The following is a 17,625-nucleotide window of genomic DNA, read 5'->3' on the forward strand; positions in this document are numbered from 1 at the left end:
CGCCTACTGCTGCACAAATTTGCCCTGGCCTAGGGTTTCGCCCTGCGCGCCGGCCAGGCGCAGGAAATACAGGCCGGGGGCCAGCGCGGCTGTGTTCAGCCGGGCGGGCGCTACCGGCAGCGGCTGGCGCAGCACCACGCGGCCGGTGGCGTCGCATACTTCGGCCGTAGTGGCGGCGGCCGGGGCTAGCCCGCTGATGGTGAGGTAGCCGCGCGCCGGATTGGGGAACAGGGTCAGCGCCGGGGCGCTGGCGGCCCGCGTGGCCAGCACCAGGCTATTATCGCGCTGCACGGTATTGGGGAAAGCCAGCAGCCAGGCATCGGGGTCTACTTCGATGCCCGTAACGGTGCCGGCCACCGGCACGCTAAAGCCCTGGCTGGCCTGGGTTTGGTTGAAACGCACGAGCTGGGTGCTGCCGTCCTTAAAGGTGAGCTTGTAGTCGACTTCGGTACGGAAAAATGCCGGGGATGCGCCGGCCGAAGTTACTTCATTGACCTGCAGGAAAAGCGAGCTGTTCAACTGGTTCCAGCGCACATTAAACATCGGGTAGCCATTGCCGCGGTACCACTGGTCGAAGAAATAGCCGAGCGGCTGCCCTAGCTCGGCCTCAAACACGCGCTGCAAATCGGCAGTGCGGGCGGCGCGGCCGCTGAACTGCTGCTGGTAGGTGCGCAGGGCGCGGAAAAACCGGGCATCGTCGTGGCAGAGGTAGCGCAGCATGTGCACCACCGAGGCGCCCTTTTTATAGGTCAGGCTGTAGCTGAAAATCCGGCTGACGCTGGTAGTGTCGGGCACGCGCACGGAGCTTAGCGGGTCTTGCGAGGCGTAGCTGTGGGCGTCATTCAGCCAGCTGCGCGGGTTGTAGTACTGTTGCAAATACAGGTATTCGCCGTAGGAGGCAAAGCCCTCGTTGAGCCAAATATCCTCCCAGGAGGCGCAGGTCACGTTGTCGCCAAACCACTGGTGAAACAGCTCGTGGGCCGTCAGGGTTAAGTCCGTGCCCAGGCTGCTCTGGGTGGTCATGGTCTGGTGCTCCATGCCCCCGCCCATGGGCGCGAAGGCCAGCCCGTACTTCTCATCGGCAAAGTAGTAGGTACCCACCAGGCTAGAAAAGTACTCGATGGTACTCGGCAAGAAGCTGAGTGCGTACTTATTAGCATCGAGCGCCGCCTGGTCGTAGAGGTAGCCGACTACCGGCATGGCGGGCGCGCCCGGCAGGTTGGCCTGGGTGGTGTACTCGACGTAGGGCGCCACGGCCACCGAAATGAGGTAGTAATCGATGGGGTGGCGGGTGCTCCACTCGTAGCGCACCTTGCCCGCGGGCAGCAGCACCGTGCGGCGCAGCAGGCCGTTGGAGGCTACCTTGTTGGGCAGCGTGGTGGTGACGGATACGGCCGAGGAGTCGGCCTTGTCGGTGAGCGACTGCTTGATGGGAAACCACTCGTGGGCCGAAAACGGCTCCGACAGGCTCCAGCTTACCTGGTAGCTGCCGCCCGGCAGCGTGGCCGTACTGTAGGCATTGCCGATGGCCGCGGTGCCCGCCGTGGGCGCCGCGCCGTGGTAGTAGATGCGCGCCGCCAGCAGCGCGCCCGCCGGCGCGGGCTGCGCCAGCGCCGCCGTGGCCGCCTGCCCCTGCCGCAGCACCCCCGGCGAGCGCCGGCCATCGGCCACCACCGAGTCAATGGTGAGCGTGGCCGTGCCGGGCGCGGCGCCGGCCGGCGCCTGATACAGCTCGAAGGCCAGCGAATCGAGCGGCTGCGGGCCCACCCGCACCAGCAGCAGCGCCGAGCCGGCCACCGCCCGCGAGTTGTTTTCGAGGGCCAGGTCGAGCTTCACCCATTTCAGGTCGTAGCGGTCCATTTTCTGGCGGTGGCGCACCGGCACCCCGGCCGTGGCCGCCGTGCGGGCGGCGGCCCCCAGGCGCGCCTGCCGGCACGCCTGCGCGGCATCGGCGCTGGCAAGAGGCGCCTGGGCTAGCGCGGCGGCGGGCCACCGCCCGGCCAGGAAAGTCAGCAATACCCACGCAAGTAGTTTTTTAGACATAACCGAATACGGGAAAGGGCGCGCCCGGCGTTAGCCGGGGCAGATAGCCGGGGCAGATAGCCGAAGGTAAATAGCAGGGGCCAACTAGGCGCCGCGGCTTATCTTCGGGATACGGCGCGGCTTGCCCCCGCCCTTCTTTTTTCTTCGCCAGGCTACCTGCCAACTTCTGCTGTATGATAAGACTATACGCTGCGCTTTTAGCCCTGGCAACCCGCGCCGGCCGGGCCGGGGGGGCCTTGCTGCTGCTAGGGCTGCTGCTAAGTGCCCCGGCGGCGCGGGCCACCCACATTGTAGGCGGCGAGATGGACCTGCAATACCTGCGCGGCGACACCTACCAGCTGACCCTCAACCTGTACTTCGACGCCGTGAATGGCAGCCCCGGCGCGCTCGACAGTGACCTCACGGCCGGCATTTTCGACAAGGCCACCAACCGCCGCATGGCCAACGTGGTGCTGCCGCTCATCAGCAACGCGTTTGTTAGCTATACCAATCCGGCCTGTACTATTGGGGAGCTTAGCACCAAGGCCATCGTGTATCGCAGCACCATTGAGCTGCCGGCGGGCACCTACAATGGCACCCAGGGCTACTATGCGGCCGTGGAGCGCTGCTGCCGCAACATCACCATCAGCAACATTATCGCGCCGGCCAATGCGGCCCAAACGTTTTACCTGGAGTTTCCGGCCGTGACGCGGGGCGGGCAAGCATTTCGCGACTCTACGCCCCGCGTATTTCCGCCGGTGAGCGATTATGCCTGCCTGGGCGAATTATTCACCTACGACTTTGGGGGCCAGGACCCCGACGGCGATTCGCTGGTCTACGACATGGTGACGCCGCTCAACGGCCACTCCACGCCCGTGGAGCCCAAGCCGGCGGCGGCCACTTCGGCGCCCTACACCGAAGTTAGCTGGGCGGCGGGCCGCAGCGTGAGCAGCCAGATTCCGGGCACCCCGGCCCTGAGTATCGGGGCTCGCACGGGGCGGCTTTCGGTGCGGCCCACGGCCAAGGGCCTGTTTGTATTTGGGGTACGCTGCTCGGAGTTTCGCAAGGGTGAGAAAATTGGCGAAACGCGGCGCGACTTTCAGATTTACGTCACTACCTGCCCCAAAAACCTGCCCCCTAGCCTGCAATTGCTGCCCGGCACCAGCGGCAGCACCGTGTACCGGCCGGGCCGCGACACGCTGCGCATTGTGCCCGGCGGCCCGCACTGCGTGCGCCTGCGCTTCACCGACCCCGACGCGCGCGCGCAGCTCACGCTAAGCCTGCGGCCCGTTGGCTACGCGGGGCCGCTGCCTACCTTCACCACGGCCACCAGCGGCACCGTGCACGCGGCCGGCCTGCCCGATACCCTGGTGGCCTCGCTCTGCTTTTCGGAGTGCACCGATACCAAGGGCAAGGTGGGGTATCTCGACGTGCTGGTGGCTGATAATGGCTGCTCGCTGCCCAAGCACGATACCGTGCACGTGGCCTTCATCGGCTCGCCGCCACCCAATGCCGCGCCCACTCTCAGCAGCAACGCCGGCCCTAGCTTGCCGCTGCACGTGCGCCCGGGCCAGACGCTGGCCTTCGACCTCGTAGCGACGGATGCCGACAGCGACCCCATTTTATTTACGCTGGCGGGCAGCCCCAGTGGCTTTGTGCCCGATGCGCTAGGGGCTACGCTGGTGCCGCAGGCCCAAACCGGCACCACGCGCCGCGCCCGCTTTACCTGGCCCGTCGATTGCCGGGCCCTCACCGACCCGGCCGGCCAGGTGCGGCAGCTGGTTTTCACGGCCAGCTCTACTACGCCCTGCGGCGAGAAGCTGACCTCGGCCCCGCTCAGCATCCCGGTTATTGTCGATTACAGCAACACGCCGCCGGTGCTCACCACCACGCTGCCGCCGGCCGGCGCCCCGCCGGCCGAGCCGCCGCTCATCCGGCTGCCGCTGGGCAAGCCCTACGTGGCCACCCTTACCGGCTTCGACGCCGATGCCGACGTGCTGACGCTGAGCGCCGCCGGGCAGGGCTTCGAGCTGGCCAGCGCGGGCATGCGCTTTACCACGGTGGCTAGCCCGGCGGGGCAGGCCAAGGGCACGTTTGAGTGGCTGCCGGGCTGCGAGGCGGCCAGCGTGCTGCAAGGCAAGGCCCAAACGCTCACCGTCGTGTTTCAACTGCAGGAGGCTACCTGCCGCGCCCAGCCCCAGACGCGCACCGTGCGCTTTGCGGTGGTTGACCCCGACACGCTGGCCTTCCTGCCGCCCAACATCATTCTGCCCACCAGCCCCAACCAGGCCAACCGCGTGTTCACGATGAGCAGCCTGCCGCCCGACTTTTGCGACGCGCGCTTTGCGGGCATCAAAATATTTTCGCGCTGGGGCCGCCAGGTGTACGAGTCGGGCGAGCGCACCTTCCGCTGGGGCGGCGACAACGTGGCCGGCACCTACTACTACCTGCTCACCTTCACCACCGGCCGCCGCTACAAAGGCTGGGTAGAGGTGGTGCAATAGGGCAGCCAGGTGTGCTGGCTGCCCAGCCTGAGCAGCTGCCAAAAAAGGGGAGTGAGTTGGGGTCAGACCCGAACTCACTCCCCTTTTTCGGCAGCTGGCTTCTCTTTTTGCGCAACCCACTCCCCTTTTCGGGCAGCCGGTTGGGGTCCGGCCCCAGCTTGCTCCTCTTTTCGGGCAGCTGGCTTCCCTTTTTAAGCAACTGGTTTGGGTCCGACCCCAACTTATCTCGCTTTTTAGGCAATCGGTTTGGGTCCGACCCCAACTTATTCCGCTTTTTCGGACTTCTGCCGGGAAATGGGGTATGATAGCAGCAACGTCCGACCCCAACTTATTCCGCTTTTTCGGCAGCTAGCCGGGGCTGCCCTCAGCCAATGCCCCTGGCGGCCCAACTGCTACCGCAGCCTCAACCCGGCGGCTGCCACCGGCCGCCGGGGCCGCCTTAGTACAGGAGCAAAAACACCACAAACAGCCCTAGCCACAGCACGTCGATGAAGTGCCAGTAGGTGAGCAGCGCCCGCAGCTGGCGCAGGTGGTAGGGGTTGCGGATGAAAACGAGCGTGCGCACCGCGTCGCGGCTGGCGTGCAGCGTGCGCAGCAGCTGTGCCAGAATAAAGACGAGCCCGCCCACGATGTGCGCCACGTGCAGCCCCGAAATAACGTAGACAAACGTGCCGCTGCGCTCGCCCGTGAACAGCACACCCTGGTGCACCAGCTCGCGCCAGCCCTGCACCTGCAAGCCGCTGAAAATGCACCCCAGCACCAGCGTAGCGCCCAGGCAGCGCACCAGGGCAGGCAGGTCGTCGGCGCGGTACAGGCGCGGCGCCTGCCCCAGCGTGTACGACGACACGAGCAGCACCACTGTGCTCAGCGAAAAGTAGCGCGGAAACTCGTGCAGCCCGCGCGGCACCGCGCTTTGGGCCCGCGAGGCCACGTACAGGGCCACCAGCGTTACAAACAGCATGGTGATGCCCAGCATGGCCAGGTACAGCAGCATCAGCAGGGGCGGCACGCGCTCGATGCGGCTGAAGGCCGAGCTGCCGGCCGGCCGGCGGCCAGTGCCTAGCGGGGTATTGCGGTCGTCGCGGGGGGCTTGCACAAAAGCGAAATTAGGCAAAAAAAGACTCCCTCCTCTAAGGCGAAAAAGGAGTCTTTTGTTCGGCCGCGGCGGGCGGCGCTCACTTAAAAAACGAGCCTATTTTCCCCAGCACCGCATTCAGCGTAATCTTGGGCCCGTTGCGGTCGGGCAGGCCAAAGGTGACGTAGGTTTTGCCGGCCACGCGCAGGTCGAGCACCAGGCCCAGGCGGCGGGCCAGCCAGTGTAGCTGCTCCAGGGGGTCGGGGCCGGGCTGCTTAGGCTTTTTGGGCGTGCCCGGTGGCTGCGGCGGCCCGCTCGTAATCAGGTCGAGCACCTGTTGGCTGGGCACGTTGAGAATGAGATACGAGCCCGCGGCCGCCAGCTGAATTTCGTGCCCGCCCGGCCAGGTGAGCACCAGTTGGGCTTCTACCTCCAGGGCCCTAGCCACGCGGCGCGTTGGCTTGGCCAAACTGAGGCTGGGGCTGGCCGCTGGGCGCTGGCGGGTCTACGCGCACGGCGGGAGGTGCCGGGGCCTCCCCCTTGGTGCGGATGCGCAGGGCGCCGTTGAGCTTCCAGGTGGCGGGCACGCCGGCGGGGTTGGCCTGGTTGGGCACCTGCAGCTCTACCTGGTCGAAGTTCAAATTCAGCTCGACGCCGCCCGAAAGCTTGGTGAGCAGCGAGGCGGCCGTTTCGGCCCAGGAAGTAGCGGATTGGTCAGGCATGGGAAGCAAATTTTAAAAGTTAAAGGCACCGTGGCAGCTGCCGCTTGGCGCTGCAAAGCAAGCTAGCGGGCCCCCAACGGCCAAACGCAACCGCCGGGCCAGGGTTGCCGTTGGCCGAAGCGGTGTATTTTTGCCCCACATCTGGTTTTGCCCGTTTTCTCTACGCCCATGAAATTCTTCGCCTGGTTCGCCGTCGCCACCATCCTCTTCCTGCTTGTTGCCCGCTTCAAGCCCCAGGCCCCGGCCGAGCCCATCATTCCGACCGGCGCCAAGGAAGCCCAGGGCCACCAAGGCGAGGAAAACGCCCCGCCCGCCCGCACCGAGGAGCAAGGCGAGCGCGATGCCCAGCAAAAAAGCGGCAGCACCTACTTCGTAGTGCCCGGCCACCAGCTCTCGGCCGCCGCCTAGGTTTTCACCGCACGGCTATTCTATAGAACGTCATGCAGAGCGCAGCGAAGCATATCGCTCGCACCGTTGGGAGTACCAATCCAACGATTCGAGCGAGATGCTTCGCTGCGCTCTGCATGACGTTCTTTTTTTACTTACTAAAAGTTTAATTGCGCTGCTTCTCCCCCGCCCCTATGGACCACCAAGCCCGTATTCAGGAGCTGACCCAGCGCCTGCACCACCTCAATACCCAGTACTACCAGCACGACATCTCGGAGGTGTCGGACCAGGAGTTTGACGCCCTGCTGGCCGAGCTAAACCAGCTCGAAAAGGACCACCCCACGCTAGCCCGGCCCAACTCGCCCACCCAGCGCGTGGGCGGCACCATCACCAAGCAGTTTGCCACCGCCCAGCACCGCTACCCCATGCTGAGCCTGGGCAACACGTACTCGGAAGACGACCTGCGCGAGTTTGACGAGCGCGTACAAAAGGGCCTCGAAGGCGCGCCGTATGCGTATGTATGCGAGCAGAAAATAGACGGCGTGGCCATGAGCCTGGCCTACGAAAACGGCGACCTGCACCAGGGCGTGACGCGCGGCGACGGCACCCGCGGCGACGTGGTAACGGCCAACGTGCGCACCATCCGCACGCTGCCGCTGCACCTGCACGGCACCTTCCCGGCCGAAGCCGAGGTACGCGGCGAGGTCTTCATGCCCAACCAGGTCTTCAACGACCTCAACCAGGAGCGCGAGCAAAACGGCGAGGCCCTGCTGGCCAACCCCCGCAATGCCGCCAGCGGCGCGCTCAAGCTGCAAGACTCGGCCCAGGTGGCGGCGCGGCGGCTGCGCTTCTACGCCTACTCGGTGCTCACGCCGGGCCGGCACTTCGCCAGCCACAGCGAAAGCCTGGAGGCCGCCACGGCCTGGGGCCTGCCGGTATCGCCCACCTGGCGGCGCTGCGCCAATTTGCAGGAGGTACTAGACTACATCCACGAGTGGGAGCAGAAGCGCTTCACGCTGCCCGTGAACACCGATGGCATTGTTATTAAGGTCGATAACCTGCGCCAGCAAGACCAGCTAGGCCTCACGGCCAAGAGCCCACGCTGGGCCATCGCCTACAAATACCCCACGGCCGCGGCCCGCACGCGCCTCCGCGAGATTATCTACAACGTGGGCCGCACCGGGGCCGTCACGCCCGTGGCGCTGCTCGACCCGGTGCCCCTGGCCGGCACCACCGTCAAGCGCGCCAGCGTGCACAACGCCAACCAGATAGCGCTGCTCGACCTGCGCCTGGGCGACCTGGTGTTCGTAGAGAAGGGCGGCGAAATCATCCCTAAAATCACCGGCGTAGACCTGGCCGCCAGGCCCGCCGAGGCCGTGCCCGTGCGCTTTCCCACCGAGTGCCCGGCCTGCGGCACGCCGCTGGTGCGTCCCGAGGGCGAGGCCCACTTCCGCTGCCCCAATGAGCGCGGCTGTCCGCCCCAGCTCAAGGCCCGGCTAGAGCATTATGTATCGCGCAAAGCGCTGAATATCGACGGCTTAGGCGCCGAAACAGTGGGTCGCTTCTTCGACCTGGGCCTAGTTAAAACACCCGCCGACATCTACGACCTGCCCCAGCGCCGCGCCGAGCTGGTGGGCCTGGAGCGCCTGGGCGAGAAGTCGATTGACAACCTCATCGCCGGCATCGAGAAAAGCAAAACCGTGCCCTTCGAGCGGGTGCTTTTCGGCCTCGGCATTCGCTACGTGGGCGAGACTGTGGCCCAGAAACTGGCCCAGCACTACCGCACCATCGGGGCCATTATGGCGGCTTCGGCCCCCGAAATGGCCGAGGTGCCCGAGGTCGGCGGCGTCATTGCCGACTCGATGGCGCTCTGGAGCCAGCAGCCCGAAAACCAGGAGCTTATTGCCCGCCTGCAAGCGGCCGGTGTGCAGCTGGAGGCGAGCGGCGAGCCACCCAAGGCGGTGAGCGACCGCCTGGCCGGCCTCACCTTCGTGCTCTCGGGCGTGTTCGAAAACTACAGCCGCGAGCAGCTGCAAAACCTCATTCAGCAGCACGGCGGCAAAATCACGGGCTCCATCTCCAAGAAGCTCAGCTACCTGGTGGCCGGCGAAAACATGGGCCCCGCCAAGCGCGAAAAAGCGACCACGCTCAAGGTGCCGATTATTTCGGAGAATGAACTGCTAGCCCTGCTGCCGACTGAGTAATGTCCTTACCCAGCTGTCATTGCGAGCCTGCGAAGCAATCGCACCAGGACGACACCCGAACTACTCGTTCTGGTGCGATTGCTTCGCAGGCTCGCAATGACAGGCGATTTATAGCCGTAACTACTTCGTAAAATCGGGCACGACCTCCACAAACATCGGCGAAGGCAGGCTCACCGACTTGCCGGTGGGCGTGAGCTTACCCGTCTGCTTATCAACGGCATAGGTGAAGATATTGCCCGAATTTTGATTGGCCACGAGCAGCACCCGGCCGCTAGGGTCGAGGGCGAAGTTGCGGGGCGTTTTGCCTTGGGTGCTCACGTGCTGCACCAGCGTGAGGCGGCCATCGGCGGGCGCGATGCTGAACACCGCCAAGCTGTTATCGCCCCGGTTGGAGGTGTAGAGCGTGCGGCCATCGGGGCTCACGTGCACGTCGGCACCCGAGTTGTCGCCGCTGAAGCCGGCGGGCAGCGTGCTCAGCGTTTCAATTTCCTGGAAGGTGCCGGCCTTGGCATCATACGCCAGGGCCGTTACGGTCGAGTTCAGCTCGTTTTCGAGGTAAGCCCAGCGGCCGTTGGGGTGAAACGTGAGGTGGCGCGGCCCCGCCCCCGGCTTGGCCGTGAAGGCGGGCGCGGGCAGTGGGCTCAGCTTGCCGCTAGCGGCATCGAGCTGATAGCCATATACTTTATCGGTGCCCAAGTCGGCCGAGAATACGTAGCGGTTATCGGGCGCGGGCAGAAAGCTGTGGGCGTGCGGCTTGTCCTGGTTTTTGTGCGGGCCGGTGGGCGGCTGGTGCTGGTCGGTAGCGGCGGGCGGGGCTAGCTGGCCATCGGGGCGCACGGGCAGCAGCGCTACGTTGCCGCCTACATAGTTGGCCACCAAGGCATTCTTGCCCGTGCCGTCGAGGCTGATGTAGCACGGCGAGGCCCCGGTAGAAGGCTGCTGATTGAGCATCGTGAGCATAGCCGTGCGCGGGTCGATGGCCAAGGCGCTCACGCCCCCGCCCGGCTGCCCGAGGTAAGTCTGGGTTTCGCTCACCGCATAGAGGTGGCGGTGCGCGGCGTCCATCGTCAGGTACGTAGGCTGGGCGCCGCCCTTCATGGCCCCGAGCGGCAGCAGCTCGCCGGTGGTGGGGCTGAGGTGGTAGAGGTAAATCGTATTCTCTTGTGGGCTAGCCACATTCGTACCAACGTACACCAAATAATCGGGGTTGCTGGCCGTGGGCACGGAGCGGGCGCAGCCGGCTAGCCCAGCCACCGCCAGGCCGGCGGCAAAGATGCGCCGGCTAGCGGCGGCGTAAACAAGCGAATAAAGCATTGGGCAAATTGGGAAGTAGAAGTGCAAAGATGTCGCCGCGGCCCGCGTTTGGCAGCACCTCACCGCTTTGGCCCGGGCGACTACCGCCGACTTGCTCACTCAAAGCGAACCCAATCTACGGCTACAGCCGCCGGGGTTTTTGGCGACACAAACAGCGCGTGCGTGCCGGGCCTGATGGCCCCTAGCGGCGCTACCACATCGTGCCAGGCGCCGCCCGGCGGCACGGCCACCTCCGCCACTACCGGGCCCCGGGCGTGGTCGAGGCGAATCTGCAGCGTACCCCCGGCGGCCGAGGCGCCCCGGAGCGTAAGCGTATGGAGCTTTTGCGGGCCGAATACCACGCCGTTGTACTGCACCCAGCCGGAGCCGCCGGCAAAAACAGTTTTCCAACCGCCAAACGTGTGGGCCGTATCCAGGAAGGCGATGGTAGCGCCCTGGGGGCTGAGCCGGCTGTAGCGGTCCAGCTGAATTTTGTGGCGGGCATCTGTCAGCCCTACCCCGCGCAACGTGGGGGTCACTTTCCGGATGACGCCGTTGGGTTCAAAAAATAGGCTATCGAGCCGAACTGACCGGTTTTTATCGAATTTCGGCGACAAGTCGTTGTGGTGATAAAACAGGTACCACTGGTGGTTGAACTCGATAATGGAGTGGTGATTGGTCCAGCACCCAGTGGGCGACTCATCCATAATAACGCCCCGCACCGTGAACGGCCCTAGCGGCGAAGAGCTGGTGGCGTATTCGAGGCGCTCGGTCTTGTTGGCCACGTGCGGGTAAGTCAGGTAATACGTGCCCTGGCGCTCAAACAGGTACGGTCCTTCCTTCAGTCCCTGCGTGGGCAGCTGGCCCAGCGTTTGGGGCTCAGCAGCCAGCTCCAGCATATTGTCTTTCAGCTTGGCGCCGTAGATATTGCCCTGCGACCAGTAGAGGTAGGCCTGCCCGTCCTTGTCAACAAAAACGTTGGGGTCGATGCCCCGCACGCCCTTGATGGGCAGCGGCTGGGGCACGAAGGGGCCGGTGGGCTGGTCGGCCACGGCCACCCCAATGCGGAAGCCCTTGCCGCCGGTGGTGTCTTTCGGGGTAGTGGGGAAGTAGAAATAATACTTGCCGTTGCGAAAAACGCAGTCGGGCGCCCACATGCTGTAGCTGTCGGGCTGCACCCAAGGCACCTTGTTCTGGGTTACAAGCACGCCGTGGTCGGTCCAGTCGGCTAGGTTAGCGGAGGAAAACACGTGGTAGTCCTCCATGCAAAACCACCCGAGGCGCCCGCGCCCCGGCCCGCACGGAATGTCGTGCGAGGGGTACACGTACACCCGGCCGTTGAAGACCCTAGCCGAAGGGTCGGCCGTAAATTGATTGGTAATGAACGGGTTCTGGGCGTGGGCCGAATGCAGCAGCAATGCCGCTATGGTGGCTAGCCAGCAAGAAAGTGTGCGAGGCATGTGCGGTAGCTGATGAAAGTACACCGTGCTTGTTAGGGCCTATACACGGGGTCGTTGCCCGCGTATGTCAAATACTTGAAAGAGGCCGTGTTGGTCGTGGGCTGGCCCGACGAGGTAGCGTACACCCCAAACAGGCAGCCAATGAAGCCGCCCGCCGTTTGGGTGCTCAGGAAACGGGCGTCCACTTTATCCTTAAGTGTCGACCAGGTTTTACCGTTTTCCGAGTAGGCAAAGTTGTAGGTATCGCCCGCCGCCACGATGCGCAGTTGTACCTTGCCGGTGGCCGATTTTAGCGGGGTTTCGGCCAGCATGGCCAGTATTTTCGGCTTGTCGGTGCTCTTGTATAAGGTGAGGACAGGCTGGCCGCCCGCCAGCGATTTGCAGAGGTAATAGAAGTGTTTTTCGTCTTGAAAGACCACCAGGCCCGCCTGCTCACCGTCACCTCGCGGCGTAAATGTCAGCTCTGTTTCGGTGGTGCAGTACAGGTGCTGCTGGCGCTTGCCAATGAATGCCGGGTTGCCGGTTTCGGCGCACGTTTCGGGCTTCAGCTTCAGGGTGAGGCCCTTGGCCTTGCCTAGCGAAAAGCTGCTGCTATCGACCGTGCGCAGAAACAGCAGAGCCGGGTCAAGCTGCTTCTCAAAAGTGATGGTGTAGCCGAAGTTGCCGCTCTGAGGCCGGGCGCCGGGCTGCTTCACCTCCGGGTAGCTGGCCCGGTAGCTATACTGCACGCCGCCAGGCCCGGGGTCCATCACCGGCCACTCGTCCTTCCACACCACGGGCACGATAAACGTCTCACGGCCAGTGTTGTAGAAGTTGCCCTCGTAGGGCCGCACGGCCAGAAAAATGGCGTAGGTCTTGCCATCGGGCCCTTCCACAAATTGCGCGTGCCCCGCCGATGTGATGGGGTCTTTGCGGTCGCGGGGCAACTCGCGCTGCGAAAGGATGGGGTTCTTCTCATAAGGCACGAACGGCCCCAGCGGCGCCTTGCTGCGAAAAACAACCTCCGTATGGTTTACCGACGTGCCGCCCTCGGCCGCGTAGAGGTAGTACCAGTCGCCCCGCTTCATCAGGTGCGGCCCTTCTATCCAAACGGGCTTTTTGCTGAGGTCTACCCCCCCATTCACCACGATTTTGGCCTCGCCCACGGTTTGCAGCGTTTGGGGGTTCAGCTCGATAATCTTGATGGAGCGGTGGCCGTCGTAGAGCGGCTTGCTGTCGGGTGGGTCGCTGTTGTAGATGACGTAGGCCTTGTCGCCCTCAAAGTACAGCGAGGGGTCGATGCCCCGAACCTCGGGCAAAAATACCGGGTCGCTCCACGGCCCGGCCGGGTTTTTGGCCGTCACCACAAAGTTGCCCTTGTGGTCAATCAGCGTGCAGGTGACGTAGTACGTACCGTTGTGATACTCAATGGCTGGCGCAAACAAGCCGCGCGTCATGCGGTCGCCCAGGAAATTCATCTGCGAGGGACGGCTGATGACGTTGCCCACCTGCCGCCAGTTCTTAAGGTCGCGGCTGTGCATCACCGGAATACCCGGGAAATAGGCAAACGTAGAGTTAACCAGGTAATAATCAAGCCCTACCTTCACTATACTAGGGTCTGGGTAAAAGCCGGTTAAGATGGGATTAACCAACTCAATCGATTGTGCAAAAAGTGCTGTGCCAGGCCACCCGAGGGCGGCCAGGGTGAAAAGAAGTCTTTTTATTCGCATGATGCTCAGAAAAGAGAAGATGAAAGGATGCGGCGAGAATGCAGCCGCTTGGTGCGGCGCCTTAGTCGAGCGCCACCCGCGCGCCGGTCAGCAGCAGGTCGGTTTTCAGAACGCGGCCGGCGGCCACATCGGGCCCTAGCGGCTGCCCGCCGCCCACAAACAGCTGCACTTTCCCGGCCTGCTCTACCCGCTGCGCCTGCGCAGTGAGCCGCGACAACTGGCGCGGCGACAAGGTGAACTGCACCGTCTTTTTTTTCCCCACGGGCAGCGCGATGCGCCGGAAACCTTCCAGCGAATGGAGCGCTACGCGGCTCTGCGCGCCGGGATGCTTCACGTAGAGCTGCACTACCTCGTCGCCGGCGCGCTGGCCGGTGTTCTGCACCTCCACGCTGACGGTGATGGGCTGGCCGGTTTGTGGCTTCGACAGCACTTTTAAGTTACTGTATTTGAAAGAAGTATAGCTCAGGCCGTGGCCAAAGGGATAGAGCGGCACGCCCTTGAAATAGCGGTACGTGCGGCCTTCCATGCTGTAGTTGTCGAAGGCCGGCAGCTGGGTTTCCGACTTGTAGAACGTCACGGGCAAGCGGCCCGAAGGGTTGTAGTCGCCAAATAGCACGTCGGCCAGCGCGGTGCCGGCGGCCTGGCCGCCATACCAGCTGTTCACGATAGCGGGCAGGTTGGCCGCTTCCCAGGGGGTAGCAATGGCGCTGCCGGTCATCATCACGAATACCACCGGCTTGCCCGTGGTGTGCAGCACCTTCAGCAAATCGGTTTGCACGGTGGGCAGGGCAATGCTGGTGCGGTCGCCGCCGCTGAAGCCGGGCACTTTCACGTTCATTTCCTCGCCTTCCAGCTTGGGCGAAATGCCGCCCACGAAGATGATGGCGTCGGCGTCCTTCACTTTGGCCAGGATATTGGCCGCGTTCATGGGCACCACGTGCGCGCCGGTAAACTTGAGAATGCTGCGGCTGACGTTCTGGAAATACTCGATTTTGAGGTCGATTTTCTGGCCAGCCGTCACGTTGAGCACGTATTGGTTGGTCGAAACGCCGTGGCCGTTCCAGCCATCTACCACCAGCTTGTTGTCCACAAACAAGCGGTAGCCATCGTCGCCGGTGATTTGCAGGGCTAGCTCCTCGGTCTTGTCGGGGGTGAACGTGGTGAGGTAGCGGGCCGAAATATTTTCGGAAGGCAGGCCAGGCGCAATCTCCATTTTCACATTGGCGAGGTAGCGGTCAAGGCCATCCTCCTGGCGGGTGGCTACGGCAGGACCCTCTAGGTTGGTGCCTTTGAAATACTCAGCGTGAAAGCCGCGCTGGCCATTGTAGCTCAGGTTCTTATTGATATTTAGCGGCTCATACACAGTGTTGCTGGCATAGTCAACACCTTGAATGTACACCACTTCCGTACCCGGCCCTACCTTGGCCCGAATGCCTTCGAGCGGTGTCACGATGTTGGTCGGGAAGCCGTTGTAGTTACCGAGCTGCACGTTCTCGTTGTTGGCGTTGGGGCCGAGCACCGCAATTTTCTTCAGGTCCTTACGCAGGGGTAGGGTATTGTGCTCGTTCTTGAGCAGCACCACCGATTCGCGGGCCATCTTGAGGGCGTGGGCCTGGTGCGGCGCACTCTCCACCACGCTCATCGGAATCTGGGCGTACTTCACGCGCTCCACGGGGTCGAACATGCCCAGCTGAAATCGGATTTTATAGAGCCGCTTCACTGATACGTCGAGTTGCTCCTCGGTGATAAGCTTCTTTTGCACCGATTCGAGCAGTGAGTTGTAGGTAAATAGCTTGCCCGTAGCACACTCTATATCAGTGCCGTGCAGCACGGCATCGGCGGCGGCCGTGGCCGCGTCGGGGTCAGTTTTGTGGTGCTGCCAGAAGTCGTTGAGGCCGTCGCAGTCGGAGGTGACGTAGCCCTTGAACTTCCACTTCTTATACAAGATGTTGGTCATCAGGATGTCGCTGCCGCAGCACGGCTGGCTGGCGTAGGCGTTGTAGGCGCACATGACGCCGGCCACCTTGGCATCCACAATCAGGTCGCGGAAGGCGGGCAAGTACGTGTCCCACAGGTCATAGTCGCTGATTTTGGCGTCGAATACGTGGCGCAGCTGCTCGGGGCCGCTGTGCACGGCAAAGTGCTTGGCACAAGCCGTCACTTTCAAATACTTAGGGTCGTCGCCCTGGAAGCCTTTCACCAGCGCCGAGCCCATCTGGCCGGTCAGGTAGGGGTCTTCGCCGTACGTTTCCTGGCCCCTGCCCCACCGCGGGTCGCGGAAGATGTTGATGTTGGGCGTCCAGAAGGTAAGGCCTTGGTAAATACCGCGCTCGCCACGCCGCACAAATTCCTGGTGCACCGCCCGCGCCTCGTCGGAGGTGATGGTGGCCATCTCAAGCATGGCGTCCTTGTCGAAAGTTGCCGCCATGCCAATAGCCTGCGGAAACACGGTAGTTTTCAGGCTGGTGCGGGCCACGCCGTGCAGCGCCTCATTCCACCAGTTGTAGGCCGGAATGCCCAGCCGGTCGATAGCCGGCGAGTTGTTCAGCATCTGCGATACCTTTTCGGGCAGCGTCAGGCGGCCCACCAGGTCGTCTACCCGCTGGTCGATGGGCAAGTCGGGGTTTTGGAAAGGATAGCCGGCGGCTTTGCTGGCTTCAAGAAGTGTTGGGTGGCTAGCGAGTAGCCTTTGGGCGCCCGGGGCGGCCAGCAGCAACAGGCCGAGTAGCGGCTTGGTCAGTTTCATAGGGTGGGATGCTTAGGCGATTTAGTTGGCAGGCGCAGCCGGGAAATACTTGCCCGCAAACTCCAGAAACGTGGGCCAGTCCAGCGCGTCGGTGTGGCCGCCTTCGTGTAGGCGGAAGGCAATTTCGCCATTCACCAGCTCGTGGTCGGGCGCGGGCATGGTGGTGCTGCCGAGGCCTTTTTTGCCCAGCAGCTCATACACGGGGCTAGCCGCCACGCAGGCCAGAAACTCGCCGTGTGGGTCTACCCAGGTATCGCCCTTGGTGCCGCCGGTCACGAACAGCGGGCGCGGGGCGATGAGGGCCAGCAGGGCGTGGGCATCGACGGGCATATCCTGCCAGTGGCCGCCGTAGCGCAGAAAGTTGGGCGCCATCCAGTGGTATTCGCCCGAGCCGGCCACGATGTCGATGCTTTCGGCGAAGTTGCGCTTTTCGAGCGAGGTACCCATGCTGCCCGCACTGCTAGCCCACACAATGGCCCAGCGCGGGTCGAGCGCCCCGGCCAGCAGGGCCGTTTTGCCCCAGCGCGAATGGCCCTCAATGCCAATGTGCTGCGCATCGATGGCCGGGTCTTTCACCAGAAAATCGAGCGCCCGGCTCAGGCCCCAGCTCCAGGCCGAGAGCACGCCCCAGTCGGCGGGCTGGCGGGGCTGGCCCTGGCTCATGAGCCCGATAATGCCCTGGCCCAGGCCGGCGCCGCTGTCCTGCTGCACCGCGCCGGTGTCAAATAGCACTACCCCCCACCCTTTCGCCAATACCTTTTCGATAGTAGCCGTGGGCGTCGGAAAGATGCCGCCCCACACAATCACCATCAGCGGCACCGGCCGGGTGGCCCGGGCGGGCGTGTAGATGGTGAATGCCAGGCGCGGCGTGGCGGCCGGGTAGCGGCTGTTGTCGATGTGGCCCACCACCTCGCGGCGCCGGGCCTGCCCACCGAGTGCGCCGGCCTCGGTGGCCGTTACGTCGAAGCGCACGGCCGGCGTGTGGGCCGGCTGTTGGCCGTAGATAGTTTGCTCGTAGAGGCGCAGCAACTCGGGGCGGCGCTGGCGCGTCCAGTCGGCGGCGGTGCGCACGGGCTGGCCGTTGGCGAGCGTGAGTAGGGCGGGCGCGGGCGGCAGGCCACCGGCTAGCTCCTCGCGGTAGTTGGTCCAGTTGCCCCAGGCCGAGCGAAAGTAGTTGGTGCCCACCGAGTCGAGCCACGGCCCGCTAGCCCCTTTGCGGAAGGTATTGGCCGGGCGATTAGGGTCGGTGGCCTCGGGCCCGAGCTGCGGCACGGTGAGGTGCAGGCGCTGCATGGTCTGCTGCCAGTCGGCGTAGGCCGCAGCATTTTGCTTGGCAAAGTAGGCCGTGCGTTCCTCAGCGCTCATCTTGGCAAAATCGGGGGCGGGCGCTTGCGCCACGGCCACGTGGCGCAGCAGCACCGCGCCGAGCACTAAACAAGCAAGCTTTTTCATGCAACGTATGGGCTTTTAAGCTGGTGATAATCCTGCGCACGCCAGCCTGGG

Annotated in this window: 12 protein-coding genes; 3 read left to right on the top strand and 9 right to left on the bottom strand. The window is 63.9% G+C overall.

Annotated elements, in window-relative coordinates:
- Positions 1–3: 3 nt before the first annotated feature.
- Entirely contained in the window at positions 4–2,043 is a 2,040-nt protein-coding gene (locus Q5H89_RS21825) for a M1 family aminopeptidase (RefSeq protein WP_305021454.1), read from the bottom strand.
- A 173-nt stretch (positions 2,044–2,216) separates the two neighbouring features.
- Here Q5H89_RS21825 and Q5H89_RS21830 point away from each other — a divergent pair, with 173 nt between their 5' ends.
- Positions 2,217–4,526 carry a T9SS type B sorting domain-containing protein gene (locus tag Q5H89_RS21830; RefSeq protein ID WP_305021455.1) on the top strand — a complete coding sequence of 770 codons (2,310 nt, stop codon included), beginning with the start codon at positions 2,217–2,219 and terminating at the stop codon, positions 4,524–4,526.
- 439 nt (positions 4,527–4,965) lie between these two features.
- Here the strand turns inward: Q5H89_RS21830 and Q5H89_RS21835 are convergent, their stop codons facing one another.
- The 3 genes from Q5H89_RS21835 to Q5H89_RS21845 all read right to left on the bottom strand — a co-directional run bounded on the left by Q5H89_RS21835 (position 4,966) and on the right by Q5H89_RS21845 (position 6,323).
- Complete coding sequence (locus Q5H89_RS21835; RefSeq protein WP_305021456.1) at positions 4,966–5,640, bottom strand: cytochrome c oxidase subunit 3; 675 nt, start codon at positions 5,638–5,640, stop codon at positions 4,966–4,968.
- Positions 5,641–5,701: 61 nt separating this feature from the next.
- Complete coding sequence (locus Q5H89_RS21840; RefSeq protein WP_305021457.1) at positions 5,702–6,070, bottom strand: hypothetical protein; 369 nt, start codon at positions 6,068–6,070, stop codon at positions 5,702–5,704.
- The gene (locus Q5H89_RS21845; RefSeq protein WP_305021458.1) at positions 6,042–6,323 is read right to left on the bottom strand and encodes a hypothetical protein; all 282 of its coding nucleotides are present in this window, start codon (positions 6,321–6,323) and stop codon (positions 6,042–6,044) included. Before Q5H89_RS21845 ends, Q5H89_RS21840 begins: the two co-directional genes overlap by 29 nt.
- A 168-nt stretch (positions 6,324–6,491) precedes the next feature.
- Here Q5H89_RS21845 and Q5H89_RS21850 point away from each other — a divergent pair, with 168 nt between their 5' ends.
- Together Q5H89_RS21850 and ligA are read left to right on the top strand one after the other, a co-directional pair.
- Entirely contained in the window at positions 6,492–6,731 is a 240-nt protein-coding gene (locus Q5H89_RS21850; RefSeq protein ID WP_305021459.1) for a hypothetical protein, read from the top strand.
- Between the two features lie 173 nt (positions 6,732–6,904).
- Positions 6,905–8,914, top strand: a complete 2,010-nt coding sequence (gene ligA / locus Q5H89_RS21855; protein WP_305021460.1) for an NAD-dependent DNA ligase LigA — start codon at positions 6,905–6,907, stop codon at positions 8,912–8,914.
- 120 nt (positions 8,915–9,034) lie between these two features.
- Here ligA and Q5H89_RS21860 read toward each other — a convergent pair whose 3' ends face one another.
- From Q5H89_RS21860 to Q5H89_RS21880, 5 genes are all read right to left on the bottom strand, one after another.
- Positions 9,035–10,228 carry a lactonase family protein gene (locus Q5H89_RS21860; protein ID WP_305021461.1) on the bottom strand — a complete coding sequence of 398 codons (1,194 nt, stop codon included), beginning with the start codon at positions 10,226–10,228 and terminating at the stop codon, positions 9,035–9,037.
- 95 nt (positions 10,229–10,323) lie between these two features.
- Positions 10,324–11,667, bottom strand: a complete 1,344-nt coding sequence (locus tag Q5H89_RS21865; protein ID WP_305021462.1) for a family 43 glycosylhydrolase — start codon at positions 11,665–11,667, stop codon at positions 10,324–10,326.
- Positions 11,668–11,699: 32 nt separating this feature from the next.
- Complete coding sequence (locus Q5H89_RS21870; protein WP_305021463.1) at positions 11,700–13,376, bottom strand: glycoside hydrolase family 43 protein; 1,677 nt, start codon at positions 13,374–13,376, stop codon at positions 11,700–11,702.
- Positions 13,377–13,437: 61 nt separating this feature from the next.
- Positions 13,438–16,122 (bottom strand): glycoside hydrolase family 3 C-terminal domain-containing protein, encoded by a 2,685-nt coding sequence (locus Q5H89_RS21875; protein ID WP_305021464.1) that lies wholly within the window; start codon positions 16,120–16,122, stop codon positions 13,438–13,440.
- Positions 16,123–16,143: 21 nt separating this feature from the next.
- A complete protein-coding gene (locus Q5H89_RS21880) occupies positions 16,144–17,574 on the bottom strand; it encodes a glucuronyl esterase domain-containing protein (protein ID WP_305021465.1) in 1,431 nt (476 codons plus the stop codon).
- Positions 17,575–17,625 lie beyond the last annotated feature (51 nt).

The sequence above is a fragment of the Hymenobacter cheonanensis genome (genome assembly GCF_030581075.1).
Lineage (GTDB): Bacteria > Bacteroidota > Bacteroidia > Cytophagales > Hymenobacteraceae > Hymenobacter.

Coding starts and splice junctions, on each gene's coding strand:
- Q5H89_RS21825 (WP_305021454.1), bottom strand. CDS start 2,043: ATGTCTAAAAAACTACTTGCGTGGGTATTGCTGACTTTCCTGGCCGGG.
- Q5H89_RS21830 (WP_305021455.1), top strand. CDS start 2,217: ATGATAAGACTATACGCTGCGCTTTTAGCCCTGGCAACCCGCGCCGGC.
- Q5H89_RS21845 (WP_305021458.1), bottom strand. CDS start 6,323: ATGCCTGACCAATCCGCTACTTCCTGGGCCGAAACGGCCGCCTCGCTG.
- Q5H89_RS21850 (WP_305021459.1), top strand. CDS start 6,492: ATGAAATTCTTCGCCTGGTTCGCCGTCGCCACCATCCTCTTCCTGCTT.
- ligA (WP_305021460.1), top strand. CDS start 6,905: ATGGACCACCAAGCCCGTATTCAGGAGCTGACCCAGCGCCTGCACCAC.
- Q5H89_RS21860 (WP_305021461.1), bottom strand. CDS start 10,228: ATGCTTTATTCGCTTGTTTACGCCGCCGCTAGCCGGCGCATCTTTGCC.
- Q5H89_RS21865 (WP_305021462.1), bottom strand. CDS start 11,667: ATGCCTCGCACACTTTCTTGCTGGCTAGCCACCATAGCGGCATTGCTG.
- Q5H89_RS21870 (WP_305021463.1), bottom strand. CDS start 13,376: ATGCGAATAAAAAGACTTCTTTTCACCCTGGCCGCCCTCGGGTGGCCT.
- Q5H89_RS21875 (WP_305021464.1), bottom strand. CDS start 16,122: ATGAAACTGACCAAGCCGCTACTCGGCCTGTTGCTGCTGGCCGCCCCG.
- Q5H89_RS21880 (WP_305021465.1), bottom strand. CDS start 17,574: ATGAAAAAGCTTGCTTGTTTAGTGCTCGGCGCGGTGCTGCTGCGCCAC.